Genomic DNA, 25,548 nt, shown 5'->3' on the forward strand with positions numbered 1-25,548 from the left:
CTGGTGCCAACCCTCAGAGGTGTAAACCTATTTCAGGACTAGACACGGGCTACTGCGCAGCTGTGGGGATTCGCGCTTTGCGCATCGCCAGGCCTGTGTTAGAAGGCATCGGTGTCATTGAAGGAAGAACCCGCTTGCAGTCCGAATCCATCGTCTATGGTTGCATCCGCGACTGGCCCGGCGACTCGATGGAGCGCCGCCTGCGCCGCGCCGCCAACCGCAAGGTGCTCGACAGTCTGCCGATGGGGGAGGCGTGGCCTTTTCTTGGCCGCGAGATGTTCAGCCGCTGCGAAACCGAGGGCGCCGGCCTGTACCAGTCCCAGGTGATCCATTTCGGTGCCAGCTACCAGACCATCGAATACGAATGGAAGCTCTGGGTCGAACAGTTCGAAGCCCTGCTGCGCCGTCTCTACTGGGCCAGCGCGGTGGTCCACCTGGAAACCGAAGTCAACGGCAGCCACACCTTCCGCTGGGAATCCGAGAACGGCTTCCACAGCCCCCGCGAAGGCGAACTGAAAGTGCGCTGCGCCTGGGAGCGCGAGGGCGGCCTGCGCGGCTGACTCGAACGCCTCCCGTCACGGATAGAGCCCATGATCAACTACCTCTGGTTTGTCCTCGCCGCGTTCTGCGAGATTGCCGGCTGTTACGCCTTTTACCTCTGGCTGCGCCTGGACAAGAGCGCCCTGTGGATCATTCCCGGCCTGCTCAGCCTGACGGTGTTCGCCCTGTTGCTCACCCGCGTCGAGGCCAGCTATGCCGGGCGTGCCTATGCCGCGTACGGCGGCATCTACGTCGCCGCTTCGCTGTTCTGGCTGGCTTTCGTGGAGAAGAGCCGCCCGCTGTGGAGCGACTGGCTCGGCGTGGCGCTGTGCGTGATCGGCGCCAGCGTGGTGCTGTTCGGGCCGAAGCTCGCGCCCTGATCCGAACGGGATCGAAGCCTGTAGGAGCGAGCGTGCTCGCGAACGGGGCAACCGGCCGAACCGGTGCGATCAGTGAGCGTAAGGTTCGCGAGCAAGCTCGCTCCTACAAGAACCCCTCACCCCACCCCGTTCCTGGGGAGGGCTGGGGTGAGGGGGAAGCACAGGCAGGGGTTAACCCGGAAGAACACAGTTGCTCCTGCAAAGAGCTCTTGCTCAGTCCGCCAGCCACTCCTTCGGCACTTCGCTTTTCAGCACCAGCTGGCACAGTTGGCTTTCCGGGTCGAAGACGATCACCGCCTCGCCGCGCCTGAGGGCATGCCGCGCGCGTTCGACGCGGACGTCCAGCGGGGTGTCGTCGCCGTTGTCGGTGCCTTCGCGGGTGACGAAGTCTTCCAGCAGGTTGTTCAGGGTGTCGGCTTCGATCAGCTCAAAGGGAATCAGCATGGCGGGTACTCGCAAATCGCAGCGCGGGATTGTAGTCCCGCGCTGCGGCGAGTGCAGCTCAGTTCTTGTCTTTGCCAGGGGCGTCGCTGGTGTCGATCAGATCATCCACCGGCGGCACATGGGTGGTGCTTTCCATGTGCACCGGATGTTCCAGCTGCTTGCTGAAACGTTCCAGGGCGCCTTCGCTGGGTTCGGCGTCGCTGTCGAACACCGGCGGGCTCAGCAGGTAGGCGGTGAGCAGACGCGACAGCGCCGCCAGACTGTCGATGTGGGTGCGCTCGTAGCCGTGGGTGGCGTCGCAACCGAAGGCCAGCAGCGCGGTACGGATGTCATGGCCGGCGGTGATCGCCGACTGCGCATCGCTGTGGTAGTAGCGGAACAGGTCGCGGCGCACGGCGATCTCGTGGCGTTCGCTCAGCCGCAGCAGGTGCCGTGACAGGTGGTAGTCGTAAGGCCCGCCGGAGTCCTGCAGGGCCACGCTCACCGCGTGCTCGCTGGAGTTCTGCCCCTCGGCCACCGGGGCGATGTCGATACCGACGAACTCGCTGACATCCCAGGGCAGCGCACCGGCCGCGCCGGAGCCGATTTCCTCGGTGATGGTGAACAGCGGGTGGCAGTCGATCGGCGGTTCCTGGCCACTCTCGCGAATTGCCTTCAGCGCCGCCAGCAGTGCGGCCACCCCGGCCTTGTCGTCGAGGTGGCGGGCGCTGATGTGGCCGCTCTCGGTGAACTCCGGCAAGGGGTCGAAGGCGACGAAGTCGCCGATCGCCACGCCCAGGGTTTCACTGTCGGCGCGGCTGACGGTGTAGGTGTCCAGGCGCAGTTCGACGTGGTCCCAACTGATCGGCAGGCTGTCCACCGCCGTGTTGAACGCGTGCCCGGAGGCCAGCAGCGGCAGCACGCTGCCGCGTAGTACGCCGTTCTCGCAGAACACCGTGACCCGGCTGCCCTCGGCGAAGCGGCTCGACCAGCAGCCCACCGGCGCCAGCGCCAGGCGGCCGTTGGGCTTGATCTCGCGGACGATGGCGCCGATGGTGTCCAGGTGCGCCGAGACTGCGCGGTCCGGGCTGTTGCGCCGGCCCGCGAGCGTCGCGCGGATGGTTCCGCGGCGGGTCATTTCGAAGGGCACGCCGATCTCCTCCAGCCGTTCGGCGACGTAGCGCACGATGGTGTCGGTGAAGCCGGTGGGACTGGGGATGGCGAGCATTTCCAGCAGCACGCGCTGCAGGTAGTTCAGGTCGGGTTGTGGCAATGGACTCATGCCGAAGCCTCCGTGCCGGGATGGGATTCGCGGTTGAGCAGTTCGCGGCTCAGCGGGAACAGCAGGTCGACGAAGCGCTCCGCGGTGGGCTGCGGCTCATGGTTGGCCAGCCCCGGCCGCTCGTTGGCTTCGATGATCACGTAGTCCGGCTGGTCGGCGTCGCGCACCAGCAGGTCGAGGCCGGTGACCGGGATCTCCAGCGCACGCGCCGCGCGGATCGCGGCGTCGGCCAGTTTCGGATGCAGCCGCTCGGTGACGTCCTCCAGGGTGCCCCCGGTGTGCAGGTTGGCGGTGCGGCGCACGGCCAGGCGCTGGCCGCTGGGCAGCACGTCGTCGTAGCCGAAGCCGGCGGCGGCCAGGGTGCGTTCGGTCTCCTTGTCCAGCGGGATGCGGCTTTCGCCCCCGGTGGCGGCCTGCCGTCGCCGGCTCTGCGCCTCGATCAGCCGGCGGATGCTGTGCCGGCCATCGCCGATGACCTCGGCGGGGCGGCGGATCGCGGCGGCCACCACTTCATAGCCGATCACCACGACGCGCAGGTCCTGGCCCGCGTGGTAGCTCTCCAGGATCACGCGGGTGTCGAACTGCCTGGCCTGGGCGATAGCGCTTTCCACTTCGCCGGCGCTGCGCAGGTCCACGGCGACCCCTTGTCCCTGCTCGCCGTCCACCGGCTTGACCACCAGCGAGCCGTGTTCGGCAAGGAACTGGGCGTTGTCCTTGACGTTGCCCGCCAGGCGCTGTTGCGGCTGGCGCAGGCCGACGCGGTCGAGGGTGCGGTGGGTGAGGGTCTTGTCCTGGCACAGGCTCATGCTCACCGCGCTGGTCAGGTCGCACAGCGATTCGCGGCAGCGGATGCGCCGGCCGCCCTGAGTGAGGATGAACAGCCCGGCGTCGGCGTCCTGCACCTGCACGTCGATGCCGCGCCGATGGGCCTCGTCGACGATGATCCTGGCGTAGGGGTTCAGGTCCTCCTCGGGGCCTGGGCCGAGGAACAGCGACTGGTTGATGCCGTTCTTGCATTTGATGGCGAAGGTCGGCAGCTCGCGGAAGCGCAGCTTGCGGTAGAGCGACTTGGCCTGCTGGTTGCTGTGCAGCACCGACAGGTCGAGGTAGGCAAGACCCCGGCTCATGAAGTGCTCGATCAGGTGGCGCACCAGGGCCTCGCCCACGCCGGGGCGGCTGGACTGCGGGTCCACCGCCAGGCACCAGAGGCTGGAGCCGCCTTCCGGGTCGCGGAAGGCCTTGGCGTGGTTGATGCCCATGACGGTGCCGATCACCGTGCCGGTCTCGTCGTCTTCGGCCAGCCAGTAGGCCGGCCCGCCCTGGTGGCGCGGGGTGACCTGGGCGGCATCCACCGGGAGCATGCCGCGCGCCAGGTACAGGCGGTTGATCGCCGCCCAGTCCTCGTCGCTGTGCACCCGGCGGATGCGGAAGCCGCGGAACGGCCGGCGCGCCGGGCGGTAGTCGGTGAACCACAGGCGCAAGGCGTCGGAAGGATCGAGGAACAGCTGTTGCGGCGCCTGCGTCAGCACTTGCTGCGGCGCGGCGACGTAGAGGGCGATGTCACGCTCGCCGGGGCGTTCGTTGAGCAGTTCGTTGGCCAGTTGCTCGGCGGTGGCGAAGGTATGGCCGATCAGCAGACGGCCCCAGCCGCATTGCAGGATCAGCGGGCCTTCGTGGCGTTGTTGCGTGTGATCGCCGGCGAAGCGTGCCTGGAGACGTTCGTAGGTGGGCGTCTGGCCTCGTAGCAGGCGCTGGTTGTGGGGGTGAGGCAGGTTAAAATGGGTCTTCATGGTGGACTCCCTGAAAAGCATTCGTCCTGGGCTTCACAAACCGTGTTCGGTCAGCCAGAGATTGAGCGCGGCCAACTGCCAGAGCTTGGAGCCCCGCAGCGGCGTGAGGTCGGTCGACGGGTTGCTGAGCAGACGGTCGAACATCGCCGTCTCGAACAGGCCGCGATCCTGGCTCGGATCCAGCAACAGTTCGCTGACCCAGGCGCGGGTGTTGCCCTGCAGGTGCTTCAGGCCGGGCACCGGGAAGTAGCCCTTGGGGCGGTCGATCACCTCGCTGGGGATGACCTTGCGCGCGGCGGCCTTGAGCACCTGCTTGCCACCGTCGCCGAGCTTGAAGCGCGACGGGATGCGCGCCGAGAGCTCCGCCACCCGGTAGTCGAGGAACGGCACGCGGGCTTCCAGGCCCCAGGCCATGGTCATGTTGTCGACCCGTTTGACCGGGTCGTCGACCAGCATGATGGTGCTGTCCAGGCGCAGAGCCTTGTCCACCGGATCGATCGCGCCGGGCTGGGCGAAGTGCTCGCGAACGAACTCGCCGGCCACGTCCTCCACCTGCAACGCTTCGCGCACGGTGTCCAGGTACTCGCCGTGGCTACGGTCGAAGAAGGCCGTGCGGTACGCCTGCAGCGGGTCCTTCGCGCCGGCCACCTTGGGATACCAGTGGTAGCCGGCGAACAGCTCGTCGGCGCCCTGGCCGCTCTGCACCACCTTGCAGTGCTTCGACACCTCGCGGGAGAGCAGGTAGAAGGCAATGCAGTCATGGCTGACCATCGGCTCGCTCATGGCCTGGAAGGCGGCCGGCAGCTGCTCGATGACTTCCTTCTCGGCGATGCGCAACTGATGGTGGCGGGTGCCATAGCGCTGGGCGATCAGGTCGGAGTACTGGAACTCGTCGCCGCGCTCGCCGCCGGCATCCTCGAAGCCGATGGAGAAGGTCAGCAGATCGTCCACGCCCGCCTCGTGCAGTAGGCCGACCAGCAGACTGGAATCGACCCCGCCAGAGAGCAGCACGCCCACTTCGCGGGCGGCGCGCTGGCGCACGCTGACGGCGTCGCGCAGGCTGTCCAGCAGGCGTTCTTCCCAGTCGTCCAGGGTCAGTTCCCGTTCATCGGGCAACGGGCCGTAGCCCAGGTTCCACCAGCGCTGGCGCTCGGTGTGGCCCTGGGCGTCGATGCTCATCCAGGTGGCCGGCGGCAGTTTCTGCACCTCGGCCAGCAGGGTGCGCGGCGCGGGGACCACGGCGTGGAAGTTGAGGTAGTGGTTGAGCGCCACCGGGTCCAGCGCCGGGTCGATGTCACCGCCCTTGAGCAGCGCCGGCAGGCTGGAGGCGAAGCGCAGGCGCTTGCCGGTGCGCGACAGGTACAGCGGCTTGATGCCGAGACGGTCGCGGGCGATGAACAGGCGCCGTTTGTCGCGTTCCCAGATGGCGAAGGCAAACATGCCATTGAGACGTGGCAATAGTTGTTCACCCCAAGCGTGGTATCCCTTTAGAAGTACTTCGGTATCGCCACCGGAAAAAAAGTGGTAGCCGAGGGCTTCAAGTTCACCGCGTAGTTCGGGGTAGTTGTAGATTGCGCCGTTGAACACCAGCGACAGGCCCAGCGTCGGATCGATCATCGGCTGGCCGGAGGCTTCGGCCAGGTCCATGATTTTCAGGCGCCGGTGCCCGAGGGCCAGTGGCCCTTCGCTGTGGAAGCCCCAGGCATCGGGGCCCCGTGGGGCGAGGTGGTGGGTGATGCGTTCGACCGCTGCGAGATCGGCGGCCTGGTTATCGAAGCGAAGTTCTCCTGCTATTCCGCACATGTCCTTACCGGTTCTCCGTTGGGGATGAGTGGGTGGTCCCTCAAGGGGGCCATAGGGGAGGACCGCTCGAATGGATGAGAGTTCTATTTGATTTCATTGAGGAAAGTCCGAAGGCGCAGGTGAACGATGATGGCCGATAGCAAATCTTCGATGCGTAACGCCCACGCCCTGTCGATGCTGCAGGCGTTGCGCCGCCTGCAGCAGGCGGCCGACGTGCACTCCAAGAGCCTGGGGCGCGATGGCGAACTGACGCCGCTGCAACTGCTGATCCTGCAGGTGGTGGAGCTGGAGGGGGAAATTACCGCTGGTCAGTTGGCTGGGCACGTCGCGCTCTCCCAGTCATCGCTGTCGAGCGTGCTGACGCGCCTGGAAAGCCAGCGGCTGCTGACGCGCCGGCGTGACTCCGATGACCGCCGCAGACACTGGCTGAGTCTGGACGCCGCGGGGCATGAGGCGCTGCGCGATGGGCCGGAGCTGCTGCCCGAGCACGCTCTGGAGCGTTTCGCCGGACTGCCGGAGTGGGAGCAGCACGCGATTCTCGCGGGGCTGCTGCGCGCCGCCGAGTTGTTCGAGACGCCGGATGCGACAGGCGCGGAAGAGGAAGCGTCCTAGGACGCCAGCAGCTTCTGCGCGGCCAGCGACAGGCTGACCGCCACCAGCATCAGGGCGAACAGACGCTGCAGCGTCGCGCCTCCCAGGCGCACGGCCAGGCGGTTGCCGGCCAGCACCCCGAGTGCGCCGCCCGTCGCGAGGCAGGCCAGCAGCGGCAGGGGCGGCTGGGCATGGCTCAGGTAGAGCAGGAAGCCGCCGCCGGACACCAGCGCGATCACCGCCATCGAGGTCGCCGTCGCCGCCAGCATCGACAGCGGGGTGAACCACAGCAATCCCGGTACGATCAGGAAGCCGCCACCCACGCCCATCAGGCCGGAAAGCAGGCCCACCGCCAGCCCCACGCCCAGCAGCGGGCCGTTGCGCATCGCCTGGGGGCCTGCACGCTCCTGGCGCGAGCCCTGCCACATACGCCAGGCCGACCACAGCACCAGCAGGCAGAAACCGACGATCAGCCAGGCTTCGGGCACGAACTGCCCCAGCCACTGGCCGATGGCGTTGCCCGGCCAGCCGGTGATGACCAGCCAGAGCAGCGGCCGCCAGGCCACCTGTCCCTGGCGCGCACGGGGCACTGCGCCGATCGCCGCCGACAGTGCCACCGCGCCGAGGCTGACGCCGATGGCGTCGTGCAGCGGCAGGTGCAGGCTGAGCAGCAGCGGCAGCGCCACCAGCGAGCCGCCGGCGCCGGTGAGGCCCAGCAACAGGCCGAGGATCAGGCCGATGACCGAGGATTCCAGCAGTAATGCATCCATGTCGGTGGTCCGCTCTGGAGAGGTGGCGCGGCCCATCCGGCCGCGCGGTGATCAGGACGTCTTCTGCCCGCGCACGACGTCGCGCAGGAAGAAACGATTGGGGTGGCAGGCCTCGGCCACGGCGCGCGGCAGCGGCAGCGGTTCGTCGTCCAGCCAGGCTGCCAGCAGCTCGCCGGACAGCGGCGCGGTGACCAGCCCGCGCGAGCCGTGGGCGCTGTTCAGGTACAGGCCGTTCAGCCAGGGGCAGGGTGTTTCCGGCACCTGCCGGGCGTCCTTGCCGAGCACCGCGTAGGCCGCCGCGAAGGCGTCGCGGTCGGCCAGCGGGCCCACCAGCGGCAGGTAGTCCGGCGTGGTGCAGCGGAAGGCCGCGCGGCCTTGCAGGGTTGCCGGATCGAGGTGGGCGATGTGCAGGCGTTCGCTCAGGTCTGTGGATATTTCCGCCAGCAGGTCGAGGTTGCCCAGGTGTTCTTCCAGCGAGGGCTCGGTGTCATTGCGCTTGAACTCGAAGCTGGCGCCCAGGGTGTGTTCGCCGTGGCGGAGCGGCGCGACGTAGCCTTCGGCGCAGACCACGGTGCTCAGCGCGACGCTCTCGGCGGTGGCCGGAACGCGGGTGATCTGTCCGCGGATACGCTTCATCGGCAGCGTCTCGGCGCCGGCGAAATGCCGTACTTCGGCGGCGGTGGCGAGGATGGCGATGGGCGCGCTGGTCAGCTTTTCCTCGCCGCTCCAGGCACTCCAGCCATCGGCTTCGTGTTGCAGGCGGACTTCCTCGCCGGTCAGCACGCGAATGTTCGGATGCTGCGCCAGGTGCCGGCACAGCGCCGGTGGATGCACCCAGCCGCCTTCGGGGAAGAACAGGCCGCCGGCGGGCAGGCCGACACCGGCGATGCGCTCGGCTTCGGTGTGATCCAGCAGACGCAGCAGCGAATCCGGGAAGGCCTCGGCCAATTGCGCCTGGCGTTGCGCCTCGGCGTCGTCGAAGCCCAACTGCAGCACGCCGCAGGCCGACCAGTCCGCGCCGTTCTGCAGGCGCTCGATCAGCCGGCGGGTATGCCCGAAGCCGCTGACCACCAGGCGCGACAGCGCGGTACCGTGGGCCGACAGCTTGAGGTAGAGCACGCCCTGTGGATTGCCGGAGGCTTCCTCGGCCAGGCCGGCGTGGCGCTCGATCAGCGTCACTTGCCAGCCGCGCGCGGCCAGGCTGGCGGCGCTGGCACAACCGGCCATGCCGCCGCCGATCACCAGTGCCGCGCGCGGGCCGTTCGGGCGGGCGGGGCGGGCGTACCAGGGTTTGGCGGGTGCGCTGTTTTCGCCGGCGAAATCGCCCACCAGCATCTCGCGCTTCTGCCCGAACCCCTTCACGCGCTGCATAGCGAAGCCGGCGGCGATGAGGCCGCGCCGGACGAATCCGGCACTGGTGAAGGTGGCCAGGGTCGCGTTCGGCGCCGAAAGCCGGGCGAGCTGGGCGAACAGGGCGTCGGTCCACATCTCCGGGTTCTTCGCCGGCGAAAAGCCGTCGAGGAACCAGGCGTCGATCCGTGCATCCAGCTCCGGCAGGGTGTCCAGCACATCGCCCACCAGCAGGGTCAGCACCACGCGGCCGTCGGCGAAGACGAAGCGCTGGAAGCCGGGGTTGACCGCTACGTACTGGGCCAGCAGTTGTTCCGACCAGGGCGCCAGTTCCGGCCAGAGGGCCAGGGCGCGGCGCAGGTCGTCCGGCGCGACCGGGAATTTCTCGGTGCTGACGAACTGCAGCCGTGCTTCCCGGGGCGCCAGGGCTTCGAACTGTTGCCAGGCGCAAAGGAAGTTCAGCCCGGTGCCGAAGCCGGTCTCGCCGATGCACAGCCGGCCGTCGGCGGGCAGCTCGCTCAGCCGTTGCGCCAGACGGTTGCCGTCAAGGAACACATGGCGTGTTTCATCGATGCCGGAAGCGCGGGAGAAGTACACGTCGCCATAGGCGCGGGAAGTGGGTTGGCCGTTTTCGTCCCAGTCGATCTGGGCGCTGTGGGCTTTGGGATGGGAAAGAGGCATGCGTCGGTCGTGGTGAAAGCAAAGGCGGCAGTTTAGCCGATCCGCCGTGTCGGCCTCAGGGGTTGCCGATGTTTCGATGTGCGCCGTGTTGCCGCGCCGGAGCGCAGGTCTTTCCCTGGCGCCCCCCGCAACCCCGCGGACGTCGTCGCGGCCAAGACGAAATGTCAGCAGCCCGCCCGTCACTTCCGCTACCTTTTACAGCATTCGGAAACAAGGAGAGGTGCATGTTCGAATCCGCCGAGATCGGCCATTCCATTGACAAGGAAACCTACGAGAAGGAGGTCGCCGTCCTGCGTGAGGCGTTGCTCGAGGCGCAGTACGAGCTCAAGCAGCAGGCGCGCTTCCCGGTGATCATCCTGATCAATGGCATCGAGGGCGCCGGCAAGGGCGAGACGGTGAAGCTGCTCAACGAATGGATGGATCCGCGCCTGATCCAGGTGGAAAGTTTCCTCCTGCCCACCGACGAGGAACTCTCCCGTCCGCCGCAGTGGCGCTTCTGGCGCAAGCTGCCGCCCAAGGGGCGTATCGGTATCTTCTTTGGCAACTGGTACAGCCAGATGCTCTATGCGCGGGTGATGGGCGAGGTCAAGGACAGCCAGCTGGATGGGCTGATCGGCGACGCCGAACGCTTCGAGCGCATGTACTCCGACGAAGGCGCACTGATCTTCAAGTTCTGGTTCCACCTGTCCAAGAAGCAGCTCAAGGAGCGCCTCAAGGCGCTGGAGAACGACCCGACCCGCAGCTGGCAGCTCAGCGACCTGGACTGGAAGCAGAGCGAGGTCTACGACAAGTTCGTGCGCTATGGCGAGCGCGTGCTGCGCCGCACCAGCCGTGACTATGCGCCCTGGTACGTGGTCGAGGGCGCCGACGAGCGCTACCGCAGCCTGACGGTGGGCCGTACCCTCCTCGAAGGCCTGCAGGCCGCGCTCAAGCTCAAGGACCGCCCCACGCCGCAACCCCACGCCGCGCCGCTGGTGTCCAGCCTGGACAACAAGGGGTTGCTCGGCGCGCTCGACCTGACCCTGAAACTGGACAAGGATCAGTACAAGGAGCAAATGGCCAAGGAGCAGGCGCGCCTGGCTACGCTGATGCGCGACAAGCGCTTCCGCAGTCATTCGCTGATCGCCGTGTTCGAGGGCAACGACGCCGCCGGCAAGGGGGGAGCCATCCGTCGCGTGACCGATGCGCTGGACCCGCGCCAGTACCACATCGTGCCGATCGCCGCGCCCACCGAGGAGGAGCGCGCCCAGCCCTACCTGTGGCGCTTCTGGCGGCACATGCCGGCGCGCCGGCAGTTCACCATCTTCGACCGCTCCTGGTATGGCCGGGTGCTGGTGGAGCGGGTCGAGGGCTTCGCCTCGGAGGCCGACTGGCTGCGCGCCTATGCGGAGATCAACGACTTCGAGGAGCAACTGGTCGAGTTCGGCATCGTGGTGGTGAAGTTCTGGCTGTCCATCGACCAGGACACCCAGTTGGAACGCTTCAAGGAACGCGAGTCGATTCCGTTCAAGCGCTTCAAGATCACCGAGGAAGACTGGCGCAACCGCGACAAGTGGGACCTCTATGTGGATGCGGTGGGCGACATGGTCGACCGCACCAGCACCGAGATCGCGCCCTGGACGCTGGTGGAGGCCAACGACAAGCGCTATGCGCGGGTGAAGGTGCTCAAGACCATCAACGACGCGCTGGAGGCGGCGTACGCCAGTGCGAAGAAGGGCAAGAAGGACTGAGACGTCCGGTTTTTCGCTTGGGGCGAGAAAATCCGTCGTTGAACGGGGCGGTCCGGAGCGTGGTGCAGATTTATTTGTGTAGGACCGAGCTTGCTTGCGAAATGGATTTCGCAACGGGGCCTGTTCGCGAGCAAGCTCGCTCCTACAAGGTCGCGCGATCTAGCCGTTCTTCTGCGACGGCTTCGGCGCCCCGACCAGCCGGCCCATCGCCCCGGCGATCCCCATTTCCCGCAATACCTTCAATTCACCCTCGCTCTCCACCATCTCGGCAATCAGCGGCAGGTCGATGCTGTTGGCCGCGCGGAAGACCGCCTCGATGAACAGGCGCTTGTCATTGTCCTGGTCGATGGCGCGGATGTAGCTGCCGTCGATCTTCAGGTATGCAAGGCCGAGGCGGGTGAGGTTGCCGATCAGGCTGAAGCGCCCGCCGAAGTGCTGCAGGCCCAGCTTGGCGCCGACGTCCTGCACCGACTGGGCCAGCTTCTCCAGCTCCGCCGGCGGCGGCAGGTAGCGTTCGTCCACTTCCAGGGTCATCAATTGAGCCTCCTGCGGGTGGGCGCGGAGGATCTCGAACAGCTCGCGCAGCGGCTCGGCGCTGCGCACGGTTTCCGCTGACAGCGACAGCGCCAGCGGCGCCGGTTGCTGGGCGAGATGGGCGAGGGCGTGTTCGAGCATGGCCAGGTCGAAGCGCGCGGACCAGCCGAAGCGTTCGATCCACGGCAGGAACTGCCCGGCCGCGACGGCTTCTCCCTTGGGATCGAGCAGCCGCGCGAGGACTTTCTGGTGCAGCAACTCGCCGTTCTCGGCGCAGGCGCGCACGGGCTGGAACCACAGCTGCAACTTGCCCTTCTGCAAGGCATCGTCGAGCCACTCGCGCCAGGCGCGGGAGTCCTGCACCGGTTGGCTGCCGGAGCTGTCCAGGCGCTGCCAGGGACGGCCCGGCGAGGACTGCGACTGGGCCAGTGCCTGGTCGGCGCGGGAGAGGACGCTGGCCGACGATTCGCCGGGACGGAAGGCCGACAGGCCCAGGTGGGCCACCGGTGTGCAGTCGCTGGCGCCGGTGCCGCGCAGGTTTTCCAGGGCGGCGCTGAGTTCATCGGCCAATTGCTCGGCACTGGCGCTGTCGACGCCTGGGGCGAGCAGGGTGAACTCGCCGCCACGGCTGCGCGCCGCCAGCCAGTCCGGGGTGCCGTGCTGTTCGCGCTCGCGCTCCAGCAGCTCGGCGACGTCGCGGATCAGCGCGTCGGTGCGCTGCCCGCCCAGGCGCTGGTTGAGCCCGGCCAGGTCGTTCAGGCGCAGCAGCAGCAGGTAGCCGGCGGCGTTCTGTTCGCTGGGGGACAGTTGCGCGTCCAGCCGCGCGTCGAACAGGCGGCGGTTGGCCAGGCCCGAGAGGCTGTCCTGGTAGGCCTCTTCGCGCAGCTTCTCGCTGCGCGAGGCTTCCTCGGCGAACAGTGCCTTGAGCTTGTCCACCATCTGGTTCATCGCCTGCACCACGCGCTTGAGTTCGGGTGTGCGCGGCTCCCTGGGCAGGGTGAGGAATTCGCGGCGGGTGATGGCCTGGGCCTGCTGCACCATCTGGTCCAGCGGCTTCAACTGGGTGCGCAGCAGCCAGCCGCCGAGGATGGCGCTGATCAACCCGCACAGCAGCAGCCAGGCCAGGCTGCCCAGCGCGCCGTCCCACAGCTTGGCCAGGGCGAACTGCGGATGGCTGACCACCTCGACCCGCGCGGCCTGCTCCCAGCCGCGCATGATCAGCGCGTCGCCACCCTGGGCCTTGAGGTTCACCAGCCGGGCGAACCAGCGTGGCACCTGGTCGGAGCGGGTGCTGGTGTCGCGCTCGACGACGACCTTGCCGTCGGGAATGCTGACCACGCGGATGGTGGCGAAGTAGCCGGAGTCGAAGATCGAGCTGACCATCAGCTCGATCATCGCCGGGTCGTCCACGTGCGGGGTGAGCGACAGCCCCAGCGCGGTGGCGGCGTCCTGGGCGTGGGAGCGCAACTGGCTGATCATCTGTTCGCGGGAGCTTTCCAGGCTGGCGGCGAAGCTGCCGGCGAAGGCCACCACGAGGAACAGGCAGATCGCCAGGAACAGTTGCTTGAGCAATGACATGCCGGGGTTCTCCTATCGCGTCTCGTCGAGGTCCAGGCCCTCGGCGCGCATCTTGGTCAACAGGTCCTGCCAGCGCGACAGCTTCTTGCTGTCGCCGGTTCGCTTGCCGCCGCCGGGGCCGGGCAGCCACAGCCCTTCGGCGTTGAAGGCGTAGACGGGCAGGAGGTCCTTGCGCTGGGAGGCTGGCCTGATCTGCGGGATCAGGTTGTCCAGCACCAGCGGCTCGGCGGTGGGGGAGGCGTAGTAGGTGAGCACCATGTGCGCCTGGTTCTGCTGCAGTGCCTTGACGTAGGTGATGCGCAGCTTGTCGCTGGCGACCCCGAGGCGGCGCAGGGTGATGAACTTGGCGATGGAGTAGTCCTCGCAGTCGCCGGCGCCTTTGTAGAGGGATTCGATGGGCGTCGCCCAGTAGTCCTCCTGGTGCCAGACGGTGCGGTCGTCGGTGAACACCAGGGCGCCGTTGAAGAAGGCGTTGACCGCCTTGAGCTTGGCGGCTTCGTCGAGGTTCTCGCTGTCGTCGATCAGCCGGCCCCAGGACTCGATGCGTGTTTTCGCGGTGCCCAGGTTGCCGTAGCGCTGCTCGGCATTCTTCAGGATGGCGTCGAAGTTCCAGGTGGCGCCGGCGGTCAGCGCGAGGAGCGCGAGCAGCAGCGCGCCGGCCCGCAGACGCGGCGGGCTGGCGAACAGCCTGAGGGCTCCTCCGGTTGGCTGCATCGCCAGCGCTCCATGTGGGATGTGTGGAGTCTAGGCGCTCTTCGAAAACTTGCGCTGGCGCATCGCCATTGGGCGAAAAGCCCCGTCGTACAGGCCTTGCCGGCGAATCTGACAGGATTGTCATTTAAGGGTCAGCGTGCGGTCCCGCGCTCTGGCTTATAACCCCAGGATGCGGCCGCTGTGGCCGAACCAGACGCAGGAGAGCGGGATGCAGGGGCAACGGCGGGTTTGGCTGGCGGCGGGAGTGCTGGGAGTGGCGGCGCTGGGAGCGGGCTTCTGGGGCTTTGCCGGCCGGCACGAGGCGCCCCAGGCCGCGGCGCAGACAGCCGGCGTGCCGGTGACCCTGGCGCGCGTGGCCCGCGAGGACCTGACGCAGAACCTCGACGGCGTCGGCACCGTTACCTCGCTGCACAGCGTGCTGGTGCGCCCGCAGGTCGAGGGCCAGCTCACCGCGTTGCTGGTGGAAGAGGGGCAGATGGTCAAGGAGGGCGAACTGCTGGCGACCATCGACGACCGCGCCATCAACGCCGCGCTGGAGCAGGCCGAGGCGACCAGGCAAAGCAATCAGGCGCAGCTGCGCATCGTCGAGCAGGATCTGGCGCGCTACCAGACGCTGAGCCAGCGCGGATCGATTTCCCGCCAGACCCTGGAGCAGACCGAAGCCGAGGCAGCGCGCCTGCGCGCCACCCTGCGTGGCAACCAGGCCACCATCGACGCCGAGCGCGTGCGCCTGTCCTACACCCGCATCACCTCGCCGGTCGCCGGCCGCGTCGGCATCCGCAACGTCGACGTCGGCAACCTGCTGCGCACCAATGACAGCAGCGGCCTGTTCACCGTCACCCAGATGTCGCCGATCTCGGTGGTCTTCGCCCTGCCGCAGGAAAGCCTGCCGCAACTGCAACCGCTGATGAAGGGCGATTCCCCGGTGATCGCGCGCAGCCGCGACGGCGGCCAGCTGCTCGGCGAGGGCCACCTGCGCAGTATCGACAACCAGGTCGCCAGCAGCACCGGGACCATCCGCGTGCGTGCGGTCTTCGACAACAAGGACGACCAGCTCTGGCCGGGGCAGTTCGTCGCCATCGACCTGCAGTCCGGCGTGCTGCGCAACGGTCTGGTGCTGGACAGCCGTGCCGTACGCCGTGGTCTGGATGGCGCCTTCGTGTTTCGTATCGAGGACGGCAAGGCGCAGAAGGTGCCGGTGCGCATTGTCCAGGAAGTGGATGGCCGCACCCTGGTCGAAGGCCTCGCGGCGGACGATGAAGTGGTGCTCGACGGCCACTCGCGCCTGACCCCCGGCGCCCGCGTGGACGTGCAGGGCGACGTGCAGAGCCTGGCCCGCCGGAGCGAGCCGTGAGCGTGCGCGCCGGCATGTCCGGCTGGTGCGTGCGCCACCCCATCGCCACCTGCCTGCTGACCATCGCCTCGCTGCTGCTCGGCCTGCTGGCGTTCTTCCGTCTTGGCGTGGCGCCACTGCCGCAGGTGGATTTCCCCACCATCCAGGTGCAGGCGCTGCTGCCCGGCGGCAGCCCGGAAACCATGGCGTCTTCGGTGGCGACTCCGCTGGAAGTGCAGTTCAGCGCCATCCCCGGCATCACCCAGATGCTCTCCACCAGCGCTTTGGGCTCGACCACCCTGACGCTGCAGTTCGACCTGGAAAAGAACATCGACGTCGCCGCCCAGGAGGTCACCGCCGCGATCAACGCCGCCGCCGGGCGCCTGCCGGCGGACATGCCGAACCTGCCGACCTGGCGCAAGATCAACCCGGCGGACAGCCCGATCATGATCGTCCGGGTGAATTCCGAGCTGATGCCGCTGATCGAGCTCAGTGACCTTGCCGAAGTGCTGCTGTCACGCCAGCTCAGCCAGATCAGCGGGGTCGGGCAGATCTTCGTGGTCGGCCAGCAGCGCCCGGCGATCCGCATCCAGGCGCAGCCGGAGAAGCTGGCTGCGTTCCGCCTGACCCTGGCCGACCTGCGCCAGTCGCTGCAGTCGGCGAGCATCAACCAAGCCAAGGGCGCGCTGTTCGGCGACGGCCGCGTGTCCACCCTGGCGGCCAACGACCAGTTGTTCAGTCCCAATGAATATGGCGACCTGGTGGTGGCCTACCGCGCCGGGGCACCGGTGTTCCTGCGCGATCTGGCGAAGGTGGTGAAGGCGCCGGAAGACGACTACGTGCAGGCCTGGCCGGACGGCCGCCCCGGCGTGGCGCTGGTGATCCTGCGCCAGCCCGGCGCGAACATCGTCGAGACCTCCGATGCCATCCAGGCCGAGCTGCCGCGCCTGCGTGAAATGCTGCCGGCGGGCGTCGAGGTGGAAGTGCTCAACGATCGCACCCGCACCATTCGAGCCTCGCTGCATGAAGTGGAGCTGACCCTGCTGTTGACCATGGGGTTGGTGGTGCTGGTGATGGGGCTGTTCCTGCGCCAGCTGTCGGCCACCCTGATCGTCGCCACCGTGCTGGCGGTGTCGCTCAGCGCCAGCTTCGCGGCCATGTACCTGCTGGGCTTCACCCTGAACAACCTGACATTGGTGGCGCTGATCATCGCCGTGGGCTTCATCGTCGACGACGCCATCGTGGTGGTGGAGAACATCCACCGCCACCTGGAGCAGGGCAAGGACCGGGTGCAGGCGGCGCTGGCCGGCGCCTCGGAGATCAGCTTCACGGTGGTCTCCATCAGCTTCTCGCTGATCGCCGCGTTCATCCCGCTGCTGTTCATGGGCGGCATCGTCGGGCGGCTGTTCCGCGAGTTCGCCGTCAGCGTCACGGCGGCCATCCTGATTTCGGTGCTGGCCTCGCTGACCATCGCGCCGATGCTCGCCTCGCGCTTCATGGGGGCGCCCCATCACCATAAAAGCGGGCACGGGCACGACGACGGAGGCATCGCCGGCTGGCTGCTGGCACGCTACGCCAAGGGGCTGGACTGGTCGCTGCACCACCAGCGCAGCGTGCTCGCCGGCTTCGCGGTCTGCGTGGCCATCGCGGTGGGCGGCTACGTCGGCATTCCCAAGGGCTTCTTCCCGTCCCAGGACACCGCCTTCGTCTTCGGCACCACCCAGGCCGCCGAGGACATCTCCTATGCCGACATGGCCGAGAAGCACAACCAGCTCGCCGTCATCGTTGCCGCCGACCCGGCGGTACAGAGCTACAACCACGCCATCGGCATCACCGGCGGCAGCCAGAGCCTGGCCAACGGACGCTTCTGGATCGTGCTCAAGGACCGTGGCGACCGCGACGTCTCGGTGGACGAGTTCATCAACCGCATCCGCCCCAAGCTGGCCAAGGTGCCGGGCATCGTCCTCTACCTGCGTTCGGCGCAGGACATCAACCTCGCCACCGGGCCGGTGCGCACCCAGTACCAGTACGCCCTGCGCAGCAACGACAGCGCGGCGCTGGCGCAGTGGGCGGATCGCCTGACCCAGCGGCTGAAGGAGGAGGGCGGCCTGCAGGATGTGTCCAACGATCTGCAGATGGGCGCCAGCGTCACCTCGCTTGCGATCGACCGGGTGGCGGCGGCGCGCTTCGGGCTGTCCGCCGAGGACGTCAGCCAGACCCTCTATGACGCCTTCGGCCAGCGCCAGGTCGGCGAATTCCAGACCGAGGTCAACCAGTACAAGGTCATCCTCGAACTGGATTCGCGCCAGCGCGGCCGCGCGGAAAGCCTGGCCTGGTTCCACCTGCGTTCGCCGCTGACCGGCGAGATGGTGCCGTTGGCTGCGCTGGCGCGGGTCACACCGGCCAAGTCCGGGCCGCTGCAGATCAACCACAACGGCATGTTCCCGGCCGTCACGCTGTCCTTCAACCTGTCGCCGGGCGTGGCCCTGGGCGATGCGGTCAGCCTGGTGCAGCGGGCGCAGGCGGAGATCGGCATGCCGTCGAGCATCAGCGGCGAATTCCAGGGCGCCGCGGCGGCCTTCCAGAGTTCGCTGGCCAGCCAGCCGCTGTTGATCCTCGCGGCGCTGTTTGCGGTCTACGTGATCCTGGGCGTGCTCTACGAGAGCTTCGTGCACCCGCTGACCATTCTTTCCACCTTGCCCTCGGCCGGCATCGGCGCGGTGTTCCTGCTCTGGGGCTGGGGCCTGGAGTTCTCGGTGATGGCGCTGATCGGCCTGGTGCTGCTGATCGGCATCGTCAAGAAGAACGGCATCCTGATGGTCGACTTCGCCCTGGCCGCGCAACGCCAGCGTGGGCTGTCGCCCTACGACGCGATCCGCGAGGCGTGCCTGGCGCGCTTCCGGCCGATCATGATGACCACGCTGGCCGCGCTGCTGGGGGCGATCCCGCTGATGATCGGCTTCGGTACCGGCTCGGAACTGCGCCAGCCGCTGGGTGTGGCGGTGGTCGGCGGGCTGCTCTTCAGCCAGGCGCTGACCCTGTTCAGCACGCCGGTGGTGTACCTGGCGCTGGACCGGCTGTTCCATCGCCAGCAACCGGCACCGGCCGCGCTGGGAGGTGCGGTATGAGGAGTGGCTGGGTAGCATGCCGGACTGCGGGCGTCACGAACGGAGGGCTGGCATGCGCGTACTGATTGTCGAAGACGAGAGCAAGACCGCCGACTACCTGCAGCGCGGGTTGAGCGAGCAGGGCTTCACCGTGGACGTCGCCAGCAACGGCATCGACGGCCGGCACCTGGCGCTCAATGGCGAATACGACGTCATCGTCCTCGACGTGATGCTCCCCGGCATCGACGGCTACGGCGTGCTGCGCGCCCTGCGTGAACAGCGGCAGACGCCGGTGATCATGCTCACCGCCCGCGAGCGTGTGGAAGACCGCGTGCGCGGCCTGCGCGAGGGCGCCGACGATTACCTGATCAAGCCGTTCTCCTTCCTCGAACTGGTGGCGCGCCTGCAAGCCCTGACCCGCCGTGGCGCACACCTGGAAAGCGCCACACAGATGCGCATCGCCGACCTCGCCATCGATCTGGTCAGCCGCCGCGTGCAGCGTGGCGGCACGCGCCTGGAACTGACCGCCAAGGAGTATTCGCTGCTCTGCGTGCTGGCCCAGCGCAGTGGCGAAATCCTCTCCAAGACGGCCATCGCCGAGCTGGTCTGGGACATCAATTTCGACACCGACACCAACGTCGTGGAGGTCGCCATCAAGCGTCTGCGCGCCAAGCTCGACGGGCCCTTCGACACTAAGCTGCTGCATACCATCCGGGGCATGGGCTACGTGCTGGAAAGCCGCACGGCCCAGGAGCGCGAGGCGTGAAGGGCCTGTCGCTGTCGACCCGTCTGGCCGGCATGTTCGCCGGCGCCGCGCTGGGTATCTTCCTGCTGATCGGCTCGGCCCTCTACTGCGTGCTGGACGGGCAGATCGAGCGCCTGCAGCGCTCGGAGCTGGACACCCGCTTCAACATGGTCGCACGCATGCTCGACAAGCCCGACCTGGCCGAACGCTGGCCGCACATGCAGCTCAAGCTCAACACCCTGAGCCAGGAGTACCAGCTGATCCGCTTCTGGATCGACAGCGACGACTCGCGCTTCCGCTATGGCCAGCCCAACGACGCGGTACGGCGGATGCTCGGCAGCGGCAACGGCTACGCCGAACTGGAACTGCCCGATCATGATTCGCGGCTCAGCGCCCGCGTCGGCGTGCTGCCGGCCAGCGGCTCGCGCCCGGCGCTGGTGCTGCTCGCGGCGATTGACAGCGTGGCCTTCCAGCATGCCCGTCACGCCACGCTGATCACCCTGTTCGTGCTGTCCGCGCTGGGCATCGCCCTGGCGACGCTGTGCGGGCACTGGATCGCCCGGGTGGGCCTGCGGCCGGTACGCGATCTCTCCGCCGAGGCGCGGCAGATCAGCCCGAAGCAGCTGTCCCAGCGCCTGCGCCTGGAAGGCTTGCCGACGGAACTGTCAGCGCTGGCCGGCGCCTTCAACGAGGCGCTGGATCGGCTGGAGCAGGCCTACCTGCGCCTGGAGTCGTTCAACGCCGATGTCGCCCACGAACTGCGCACGCCGCTGGCCAACCTGATCGGCCAGAGCCAGGTGGCGTTGTCCCGCGAGCGCAGCGCGCAGGATTACGAAGAGGTGCTGCAGTCCAACCTGGAAGAGCTGGAACGCCTGCGCGCCATCGTCAACGACATGCTGTTCCTCGCCCGCGTCGATCAGGGCGGGCTGGCGGCCGAGCGGGTGGAAACCTCGCTGGCGGCCGAAGTGGCGACGACTGTGGATTTCCTCGAGGTGATCTTCGACGAGCAGGGCGTTCAGGTGAACCTTCGTGGCGATGCCCGTGCCTGTGTCGAGCGGGCGCTGTTCCAGCGAGCGGTGACCAACCTGCTGTACAACGCCGCCCAGCACACCGCGCCAGGCGGTCGCATCGAGGTGCGCCTGAGCGGCGAGCGCGGCGCCGCGCTGGTGGAAGTCAGCAACCCCGGCGAGCCGATCAACGCCGAGCAGCGTGCGCGGCTGTTCGAGCGCTTCTACCGCGCCGATCTGGCCCGCGCCAACAGCCAGACCAGCCACGGGCTGGGGCTGTCCATCGTCAAGGCGGTGGCGAGCATGCACGGCGGCTCGGTATTCGTGCGCAGCGAAGGCGGGGTGAACACCTTCGGCTTCACCGTGGATGCGGTGGGGCCGGTGGTGGCGGCGCCAGTGCCGGAGGAGGGCGGCCAGGTGCCGCCGCTGACTCCGCGATCAGTCTAGGCGCCGGGTCTTGGTGCGGATCAGATAAATGCTCACCAAGGTTGCGCTGGTCAGCATGAAGGCCCAGGCCCAGGGGCGCTGCACCAGGAAACCGGAGATCAGGATGCTGCACCACATCAGGCCGATGGCGTAAACCTTGCCCTTGAGCGGGATGCCTTCGCCGTCCAGGTAGTCGCGAATCCACGGGCCGAGCTTCGGGTGGTTCACCAGCCAGTCGTAGAAGCGCTGGGAGCTGCGCATGAAGCAGGCGGCGGCGAGCAGGAGGAAGGGCGTGGTGGGCAGGACCGGCAGGAAGATGCCGATCACGCCCAGCGTCACGCTGAGCCAGCCCACGCCGAGCAGGCAGTAGCGAACCCAGGCGTGGCGGCTCTGGCGGATTTCTCGAGGCATCGACTGGCGCGAAACGAGTCCGGAGCCGCGCGGCGCAGCTCCGGTGGCGGATCAGTGAGTGCGGGGCTTGAGCAGGGCCGGCTTTTCTTCCGGGGCCTGGCACAGCAGGAACAGGTTGGTCAGCAGCTCGGGGATCTGCGCGACCATATCGTCCACCAGTTGGCGATCACGGGCGATTTCGTCGAACTCGGGCTGTTCGTCGAACAGTCCGGAACCGACCATGATCGGCAGCAGCAGCTCGCTGACTTCTTCCTCGGCCTGTTCGAACCAGATGGCCTCGCGCAGGAATACGCCTTCCATGAAGCCAATGCACCAGCCGCGGATGTCGGAGTCGTCCGGCTCGGCGCCCAGGTAGGGTTCGCACGGCAGTTCCAGCTCTTCGTCGCTGGCCAGCAGGCGGGTGACGTGTGCCTTGAGCTGGACCAGGGTGCCTTCGATCTCGCTGCGCTCCTCGTCGCTGCGGTAGTGCGGCGGCTCGGCGAACAGGGCATCGATCCACTCGCGCTCCGGCACTTCCTCCGGGCAGATCGCCAGGGCGGTCAGGTAGCCGTGTGCCGCCACGTAATCCAAGGCTTCCTCGTGCAGGTCATCGGCATCGAGAAAGGCTTGCAGGCGGGACAGTTGGTCGGCGAAGGACATCGGGTACTACCTCGGAGGTGATCGGCCCCAGATTGTAGTCGTTCCGGGGCCCCTCGGCAAAAGCCAAATGCCCGCGCGGCCCGTACTGACGCGGGGTTCGGACGCATGTGACGGATTTTTCCGCAGTTTCCCGGACAAGGTGCCGGGCGCGGGCGGGTGGCTTGCGTATAATGCGCGGCTTCATTTGGAGTCCCCCATGCTCGATCAGGCCCAGCGCATCCTCAAAGACGTTTTCGGTTACGACGCCTTCCGCGGCAATCAGGCGCGGATCATCGAGCGCGTGGCCGGCGGCGGCGATGCGCTGGTGCTGATGCCCACCGGCGGCGGCAAGTCGCTGTGCTTCCAGGTCCCGGCGCTGCTGCGCGAGGGGCTGACGGTGGTGGTCTCGCCGCTGATCGCACTGATGGAAGACCAGGTCGCCACGCTGGACGAACTGGGCGTGCCGGTGGCGGCGCTGAACTCCTCGCTGAGCCCCGAGGCCCAGCGCGAGATCGCCGACCGCCTGCAGCGCGGCGAGATCAAGCTGCTCTATCTGGCCCCGGAACGCCTGGTGCAGCCGCGCATGCTGGCTTTCCTGCAGCGTTTGCAGATCGGCCTGTTCGCCATCGACGAAGCGCATTGCGTATCGCAATGGGGCCATGATTTCCGTCCCGAATACCTGCAACTGGGCCAGCTCGCCGAGCTGTTCCCGCACGTGCCGCGCATCGCCCTGACCGCCACGGCGGACATGCGCACCCGCGAGGAGATGATCCAGCGCCTGCACCTGCAGGACGCCGAGCAGTTCCTCTCCAGCTTCGACCGGCCGAACATCTTCTACCGCATCGTGCCCAAGGAGCAGCCGCGCAAGCAGTTGCTGGGCTTCCTCGCCGAGCGGCGCGGCGACGCGGGCATCGTCTACTGCATGTCGCGCAAGAAGGTCGAGGAGGTCGCCGAGTTCCTCTCCAACCAGGGCTTCCCGGCGCTGCCGTACCACGCCGGGCTGTCCAACGACCTGCGCGGCTTCCACCAGAAGCGCTTCCTCAACGAGGAAGGGCTGATCATGGTCGCCACCATCGCCTTTGGCATGGGCATCGACAAACCCAACGTGCGCTTCGTCGCGCACCTGGACCTGCCCAAGAGCCTGGAGGCGTACTACCAGGAAACCGGCCGCGCCGGCCGTGACGGCCTGCCCGCCGACGCCTGGATGGCCTACGGCCTGCAGGACGTGTTGCTGCTGCGGCAGATGATGCAGAACTCCGAGGGCGACGAGCGCCACAAGCGCGTCGAACGGCACAAGCTCGAAGCCATGCTGGCGCTGTGCGAGGAAACCCGCTGCCGCCGCCAGGCGCTGCTGGCCTACTTCGACGAGGTGATGCCCGATCCTTGCGGCCACTGCGATATCTGCGTCGATGGCGTGGAAACCTGGGACGCCACCGAGCCGGCGCGCCAGGCCCTGTCGGCGATCTACCGCAGTGGCCAGCGCTACGGCGTCGGCCACCTGGTGGACGTGCTGCTGGGCAAGGACACCGAGAAGGTCCGCAGTGCCGGCCACCAGCACCTGGCGGTATTCGGCATCGGCAAGTCCCGTGCCGAGGACGAATGGCGCACGCTGTTCCGCCAACTGGTCGCCCGCGGCTTCGCCGATGTGGACGTCGACGGCTTCAACGGCCTGCGCCTGACCGAGGCCTGTCGCCCGCTGCTGCGCGGCGAAGAGACGCTGGCCCTGCGCCGCGATCCCAAGCCGCAGCGCAGCAAGTCGTCGTCTTCCACTGGCGGCGCCAGCCCGGCCAGCCAACTGGTACGCCAGGAAGAGCGCGAGATGTGGGAAGCCCTGCGTACCCTGCGGCGCAAGTTGGCCCAGGAGCACTCGGTGCCGCCCTACGTCATCTTCCCCGATGCGACCCTGCTGGAGATGCTGCGCAGCCAGCCCACCACGCTCACCGCGATGGCCCAGGTCAGCGGCGTCGGCGCGCGCAAGCTGGAACGCTACGGCCAGGCCTTCCTCGACGTGCTCACCGAGTCCGAGGCGGCGCCCGACGCCCCGGCGCCGGTCACCGACCTGCGCCATGAACTGGTGACCCTGGCCCGCGCCGGCATGACCCCGGCACAGATCGCCCGCCAGCTCGATTGCAGCGAGAAGAACGTCTACAGCCTGCTGGCCGAGGCCATCGGCCGTCAGCAACTGACCCTGGAGCAGGCGCTGGACCTGCCCGAGGAGCTGCTTGGCGAAGTACAGGACGCCTTCCTCGACGAGGACGGCGAGCTGCCGCCGGTGAATGCCATCGCCGAGCTCTTCGAAGGCCGCGTGCCGCTGGGAGTGCTGCACTGTGTGCGCGCCGCGTTGCAGGCCGAGCTGGAAGTCTGATCGCGTCGTTATTGTCTTTTCCGTAGGACTCTGCCCGCGAAGAGTTCCGCAGCGGCGCTGATCGCGGACGGAGTCCGCTTGTACATTCATCGCACCCCGCTTCGTCATATTCGTGACGGGGCAAAACGACAAACTTGTGACGCTCATCTCGAACAGCTATGGTGGCACTTAGACCTCCACGAGAAGAGGTGAACGTGCCGCAACAAAGCTGGCTGGACGACGTCCGCTCCAATGCCTATGCCGAACAGCTCTCCCGGGGCTTTCGCCGTCTGAGCTTCGAGCCCGACCTCGAAACCCAGTACCGTCACTACTTGCTGGAAGACAGCTTCGATCTCAAGCGCACCGCGCTGAGCGTCGGAGTGCTGATCTGGCTGGCGCTGGCGGCCATCGACTTTCTCCTCATCCGGACTCCAGAACACTGGGACATGCTCGCAGTGCGCATCGGCGTGCTGGTGCTGCTGACCGTCTGCGGCGGGCTGATCCTGCAGCGCCGGCATACCCAACTGCTGGTGCCGCTGAGCCTGGCCTGCATCCTCAGCGTCGGCATCGGCGCGGCGGCCGTGGCGGGCATCGCCCATACCGTGGACCAGACGTATCCCTACGAGGGATTGCTGCTGGTCAGCATGGCCGCCTACTTCCTGATCGGCTTGCGCTTTTCCGAGGCGGTGGCCTGCGCCTTCGTCATCCTGCTGGCGTACGTGGGGTTCGAGTTGTATGTCGCCCTGCCGTTGCCCAAGCTGATCAGCAACGTGGTGTTCCTGCTGTTCGGCAATCTGGTCGGCGCCGTGGGGTGCTACCTGCTGGAGTACAAGTCCCGCCAGCATTTCCTGATCAGCCGCCTGCTGAAGATGATGGCCGAGCACGACAGCCTCACCGGCCTGCACAACCGCCGTAGCTTCAACCGCCAGCTGGAACGCCTGTGGCGCCAGGCGCAGCGCGAGAGCGTGGGACTGGCGCTGCTGCTCTGCGACGTCGACCACTTCAAGGCCTACAACGACCGCTACGGCCACCAGGCTGGCGATACCGTGCTGCAACGCATCGGCGAGGTGCTTGCCGCCTGCGCCCGGCGGCCGTTGGACATGGCCGTGCGCCTGGGCGGCGAAGAGTTTGCCGTGCTGCTCTACGGGGCCAGCGAGCGCGAGGCCAGGGAGCGCGCCGAAGTGCTGCGCGAGGCGGTGCAGGGGCTGGCCATCGCCCACGAGGGCTCGCTGACGGCGGACGAAGTGACGCTGTCCATCGGGGTGTCCTGCCTGTGGCCGGAAACCGGGCACCCGCTGCGCAGCATCTATGAACACGCCGATCGGGCGTTGTACGAGGCCAAGGCGTTCGGACGCAATCAGGTGGTGGCCTGAATGCCTTGAGCTGTTGTA

At 67.6% G+C, this 25,548-nt stretch carries 20 protein-coding genes; 10 read left to right on the forward strand and 10 right to left on the reverse strand.

Annotated features, from left to right (window positions below; all coding sequences use genetic code 11):
• Positions 1-134: 134 nt before the first annotated feature.
• Together ACYCAX_RS10830 and ACYCAX_RS10835 are read left to right on the forward strand one after the other, a co-directional pair.
• The gene (locus ACYCAX_RS10830; protein WP_015478190.1) at positions 135-560 is read left to right on the forward strand and encodes a hypothetical protein; all 426 of its coding nucleotides are present in this window, start codon (positions 135-137) and stop codon (positions 558-560) included.
• 30 nt (positions 561-590) lie between these two features.
• Positions 591-920, forward strand: a complete 330-nt coding sequence (locus ACYCAX_RS10835) for a YnfA family protein (RefSeq protein WP_294979087.1) — start codon at positions 591-593, stop codon at positions 918-920.
• Between the two features lie 213 nt (positions 921-1,133).
• On the opposite strand, the gene ACYCAX_RS10840 is transcribed toward ACYCAX_RS10835, so the two are convergent.
• Genes ACYCAX_RS10840 through ACYCAX_RS10855 form a run of 4 tightly spaced genes read right to left on the reverse strand, consistent with a single transcriptional unit; the run spans position 1,134 to position 6,218 of the window.
• A complete protein-coding gene (locus ACYCAX_RS10840; RefSeq protein WP_015478188.1) occupies positions 1,134-1,364 on the reverse strand; it encodes a YheU family protein in 231 nt (76 codons plus the stop codon).
• 58 nt (positions 1,365-1,422) lie between these two features.
• A complete protein-coding gene (locus ACYCAX_RS10845; protein ID WP_015478187.1) occupies positions 1,423-2,625 on the reverse strand; it encodes an osmoprotectant NAGGN system M42 family peptidase in 1,203 nt (400 codons plus the stop codon).
• Positions 2,622-4,415: an N-acetylglutaminylglutamine synthetase gene (ngg, locus tag ACYCAX_RS10850; RefSeq protein WP_460247989.1), complete on the reverse strand. Its 1,794-nt coding sequence runs from the start codon at positions 4,413-4,415 to the stop codon at positions 2,622-2,624. Before ngg ends, ACYCAX_RS10845 begins: the two co-directional genes overlap by 4 nt.
• A gap of 33 nt (positions 4,416-4,448) precedes the next feature.
• The gene (locus ACYCAX_RS10855; protein ID WP_015478185.1) at positions 4,449-6,218 is read right to left on the reverse strand and encodes an N-acetylglutaminylglutamine amidotransferase; all 1,770 of its coding nucleotides are present in this window, start codon (positions 6,216-6,218) and stop codon (positions 4,449-4,451) included.
• Between the two features lie 129 nt (positions 6,219-6,347).
• Between ACYCAX_RS10855 and ACYCAX_RS10860 the strand changes: the two genes are divergently transcribed.
• A complete protein-coding gene (locus tag ACYCAX_RS10860) occupies positions 6,348-6,830 on the forward strand; it encodes a MarR family winged helix-turn-helix transcriptional regulator (RefSeq protein ID WP_041712665.1) in 483 nt (160 codons plus the stop codon).
• Here ACYCAX_RS10860 and ACYCAX_RS10865 read toward each other — a convergent pair.
• Complete coding sequence (locus ACYCAX_RS10865) at positions 6,827-7,579, reverse strand: sulfite exporter TauE/SafE family protein (RefSeq protein ID WP_015478183.1); 753 nt, start codon at positions 7,577-7,579, stop codon at positions 6,827-6,829. The genes ACYCAX_RS10860 and ACYCAX_RS10865 overlap by 4 nt on opposite strands.
• A 51-nt stretch (positions 7,580-7,630) precedes the next feature.
• Positions 7,631-9,610 (reverse strand): bifunctional tRNA (5-methylaminomethyl-2-thiouridine)(34)-methyltransferase MnmC2/FAD-dependent 5-carboxymethylaminomethyl-2-thiouridine(34) oxidoreductase MnmC1, encoded by a 1,980-nt coding sequence (mnmC, locus tag ACYCAX_RS10870; protein WP_460247990.1) that lies wholly within the window; start codon positions 9,608-9,610, stop codon positions 7,631-7,633.
• A gap of 224 nt (positions 9,611-9,834) precedes the next feature.
• Between mnmC and pap the strand changes: the two genes are divergently transcribed.
• Positions 9,835-11,340 (forward strand): polyphosphate:AMP phosphotransferase, encoded by a 1,506-nt coding sequence (pap, locus tag ACYCAX_RS10875; protein WP_294974242.1) that lies wholly within the window; start codon positions 9,835-9,837, stop codon positions 11,338-11,340.
• A 159-nt stretch (positions 11,341-11,499) separates the two neighbouring features.
• Here pap and lapD read toward each other — a convergent pair whose 3' ends face one another.
• Both lapD and lapG read right to left on the reverse strand, forming a co-directional pair.
• Positions 11,500-13,452 (reverse strand): cyclic di-GMP receptor LapD, encoded by a 1,953-nt coding sequence (lapD, locus tag ACYCAX_RS10880; RefSeq protein ID WP_460247991.1) that lies wholly within the window; start codon positions 13,450-13,452, stop codon positions 11,500-11,502.
• 12 nt (positions 13,453-13,464) lie between these two features.
• Positions 13,465-14,166 carry a cysteine protease LapG gene (lapG, locus tag ACYCAX_RS10885; protein WP_015478179.1) on the reverse strand — a complete coding sequence of 234 codons (702 nt, stop codon included), beginning with the start codon at positions 14,164-14,166 and terminating at the stop codon, positions 13,465-13,467.
• A 208-nt stretch (positions 14,167-14,374) separates the two neighbouring features.
• On the opposite strand from lapG, the gene ACYCAX_RS10890 reads away from it, so the two are divergent.
• Genes ACYCAX_RS10890 through ACYCAX_RS10905 form a run of 4 tightly spaced genes read left to right on the forward strand, consistent with a single transcriptional unit; the run spans position 14,375 to position 20,805 of the window.
• Complete coding sequence (locus tag ACYCAX_RS10890; RefSeq protein WP_460247992.1) at positions 14,375-15,520, forward strand: efflux RND transporter periplasmic adaptor subunit; 1,146 nt, start codon at positions 14,375-14,377, stop codon at positions 15,518-15,520.
• The gene (locus ACYCAX_RS10895; RefSeq protein ID WP_460247993.1) at positions 15,517-18,627 is read left to right on the forward strand and encodes a multidrug efflux RND transporter permease subunit; all 3,111 of its coding nucleotides are present in this window, start codon (positions 15,517-15,519) and stop codon (positions 18,625-18,627) included. The genes ACYCAX_RS10890 and ACYCAX_RS10895 overlap by 4 nt, the downstream gene beginning before the upstream one ends.
• A 52-nt stretch (positions 18,628-18,679) precedes the next feature.
• A complete protein-coding gene (locus tag ACYCAX_RS10900) occupies positions 18,680-19,372 on the forward strand; it encodes a heavy metal response regulator transcription factor (RefSeq protein ID WP_015478176.1) in 693 nt (230 codons plus the stop codon).
• Positions 19,373-19,377: 5 nt separating this feature from the next.
• Positions 19,378-20,805: a heavy metal sensor histidine kinase gene (locus ACYCAX_RS10905; protein ID WP_460248093.1), complete on the forward strand. Its 1,428-nt coding sequence runs from the start codon at positions 19,378-19,380 to the stop codon at positions 20,803-20,805.
• Here the strand turns inward: ACYCAX_RS10905 and ACYCAX_RS10910 are convergent.
• Entirely contained in the window at positions 20,797-21,195 is a 399-nt protein-coding gene (locus ACYCAX_RS10910; protein WP_015478174.1) for a YbaN family protein, read from the reverse strand. The genes ACYCAX_RS10905 and ACYCAX_RS10910 overlap by 9 nt on opposite strands.
• A 51-nt stretch (positions 21,196-21,246) precedes the next feature.
• Positions 21,247-21,834: a UPF0149 family protein gene (locus ACYCAX_RS10915; RefSeq protein WP_015478173.1), complete on the reverse strand. Its 588-nt coding sequence runs from the start codon at positions 21,832-21,834 to the stop codon at positions 21,247-21,249.
• A gap of 196 nt (positions 21,835-22,030) precedes the next feature.
• Here ACYCAX_RS10915 and recQ point away from each other — a divergent pair, with 196 nt between their 5' ends.
• Together recQ and ACYCAX_RS10925 are read left to right on the forward strand one after the other, a co-directional pair.
• The gene (gene recQ, locus ACYCAX_RS10920; protein WP_294974262.1) at positions 22,031-24,178 is read left to right on the forward strand and encodes a DNA helicase RecQ; all 2,148 of its coding nucleotides are present in this window, start codon (positions 22,031-22,033) and stop codon (positions 24,176-24,178) included.
• 158 nt (positions 24,179-24,336) lie between these two features.
• Positions 24,337-25,530 (forward strand): GGDEF domain-containing protein, encoded by a 1,194-nt coding sequence (locus ACYCAX_RS10925; RefSeq protein WP_051070442.1) that lies wholly within the window; start codon positions 24,337-24,339, stop codon positions 25,528-25,530.
• The last annotated feature ends 18 nt before the right edge of the window (positions 25,531-25,548 follow it).

This window comes from Pseudomonas sp. MT3, assembly GCF_054720805.1.

What these genes read in the sequence shown, in the direction of transcription:
- ACYCAX_RS10860 (WP_041712665.1), top strand. Translation starts at nt 6,348, where the DNA reads ATGGCCGATAGCAAATCTTCGATGCGTAACGCCCACGCCCTGTCGATG.
- ACYCAX_RS10865 (WP_015478183.1), bottom strand. Translation starts at nt 7,579, where the DNA reads ATGGATGCATTACTGCTGGAATCCTCGGTCATCGGCCTGATCCTCGGC.
- ngg (WP_460247989.1), bottom strand. Translation starts at nt 4,415, where the DNA reads ATGAAGACCCATTTTAACCTGCCTCACCCCCACAACCAGCGCCTGCTA.
- ACYCAX_RS10855 (WP_015478185.1), bottom strand. Translation starts at nt 6,218, where the DNA reads ATGTGCGGAATAGCAGGAGAACTTCGCTTCGATAACCAGGCCGCCGAT.
- mnmC (WP_460247990.1), bottom strand. Translation starts at nt 9,610, where the DNA reads ATGCCTCTTTCCCATCCCAAAGCCCACAGCGCCCAGATCGACTGGGAC.
- pap (WP_294974242.1), top strand. Translation starts at nt 9,835, where the DNA reads ATGTTCGAATCCGCCGAGATCGGCCATTCCATTGACAAGGAAACCTAC.
- ACYCAX_RS10845 (WP_015478187.1), bottom strand. Translation starts at nt 2,625, where the DNA reads ATGAGTCCATTGCCACAACCCGACCTGAACTACCTGCAGCGCGTGCTG.
- ACYCAX_RS10890 (WP_460247992.1), top strand. Translation starts at nt 14,375, where the DNA reads ATGCAGGGGCAACGGCGGGTTTGGCTGGCGGCGGGAGTGCTGGGAGTG.
- lapD (WP_460247991.1), bottom strand. Translation starts at nt 13,452, where the DNA reads ATGTCATTGCTCAAGCAACTGTTCCTGGCGATCTGCCTGTTCCTCGTG.
- ACYCAX_RS10925 (WP_051070442.1), top strand. Translation starts at nt 24,337, where the DNA reads ATGGTGGCACTTAGACCTCCACGAGAAGAGGTGAACGTGCCGCAACAA.
- lapG (WP_015478179.1), bottom strand. Translation starts at nt 14,166, where the DNA reads ATGCAGCCAACCGGAGGAGCCCTCAGGCTGTTCGCCAGCCCGCCGCGT.
- recQ (WP_294974262.1), top strand. Translation starts at nt 22,031, where the DNA reads ATGCTCGATCAGGCCCAGCGCATCCTCAAAGACGTTTTCGGTTACGAC.
- ACYCAX_RS10900 (WP_015478176.1), top strand. Translation starts at nt 18,680, where the DNA reads ATGCGCGTACTGATTGTCGAAGACGAGAGCAAGACCGCCGACTACCTG.
- ACYCAX_RS10835 (WP_294979087.1), top strand. Translation starts at nt 591, where the DNA reads ATGATCAACTACCTCTGGTTTGTCCTCGCCGCGTTCTGCGAGATTGCC.
- ACYCAX_RS10910 (WP_015478174.1), bottom strand. Translation starts at nt 21,195, where the DNA reads ATGCCTCGAGAAATCCGCCAGAGCCGCCACGCCTGGGTTCGCTACTGC.
- ACYCAX_RS10915 (WP_015478173.1), bottom strand. Translation starts at nt 21,834, where the DNA reads ATGTCCTTCGCCGACCAACTGTCCCGCCTGCAAGCCTTTCTCGATGCC.
- ACYCAX_RS10840 (WP_015478188.1), bottom strand. Translation starts at nt 1,364, where the DNA reads ATGCTGATTCCCTTTGAGCTGATCGAAGCCGACACCCTGAACAACCTG.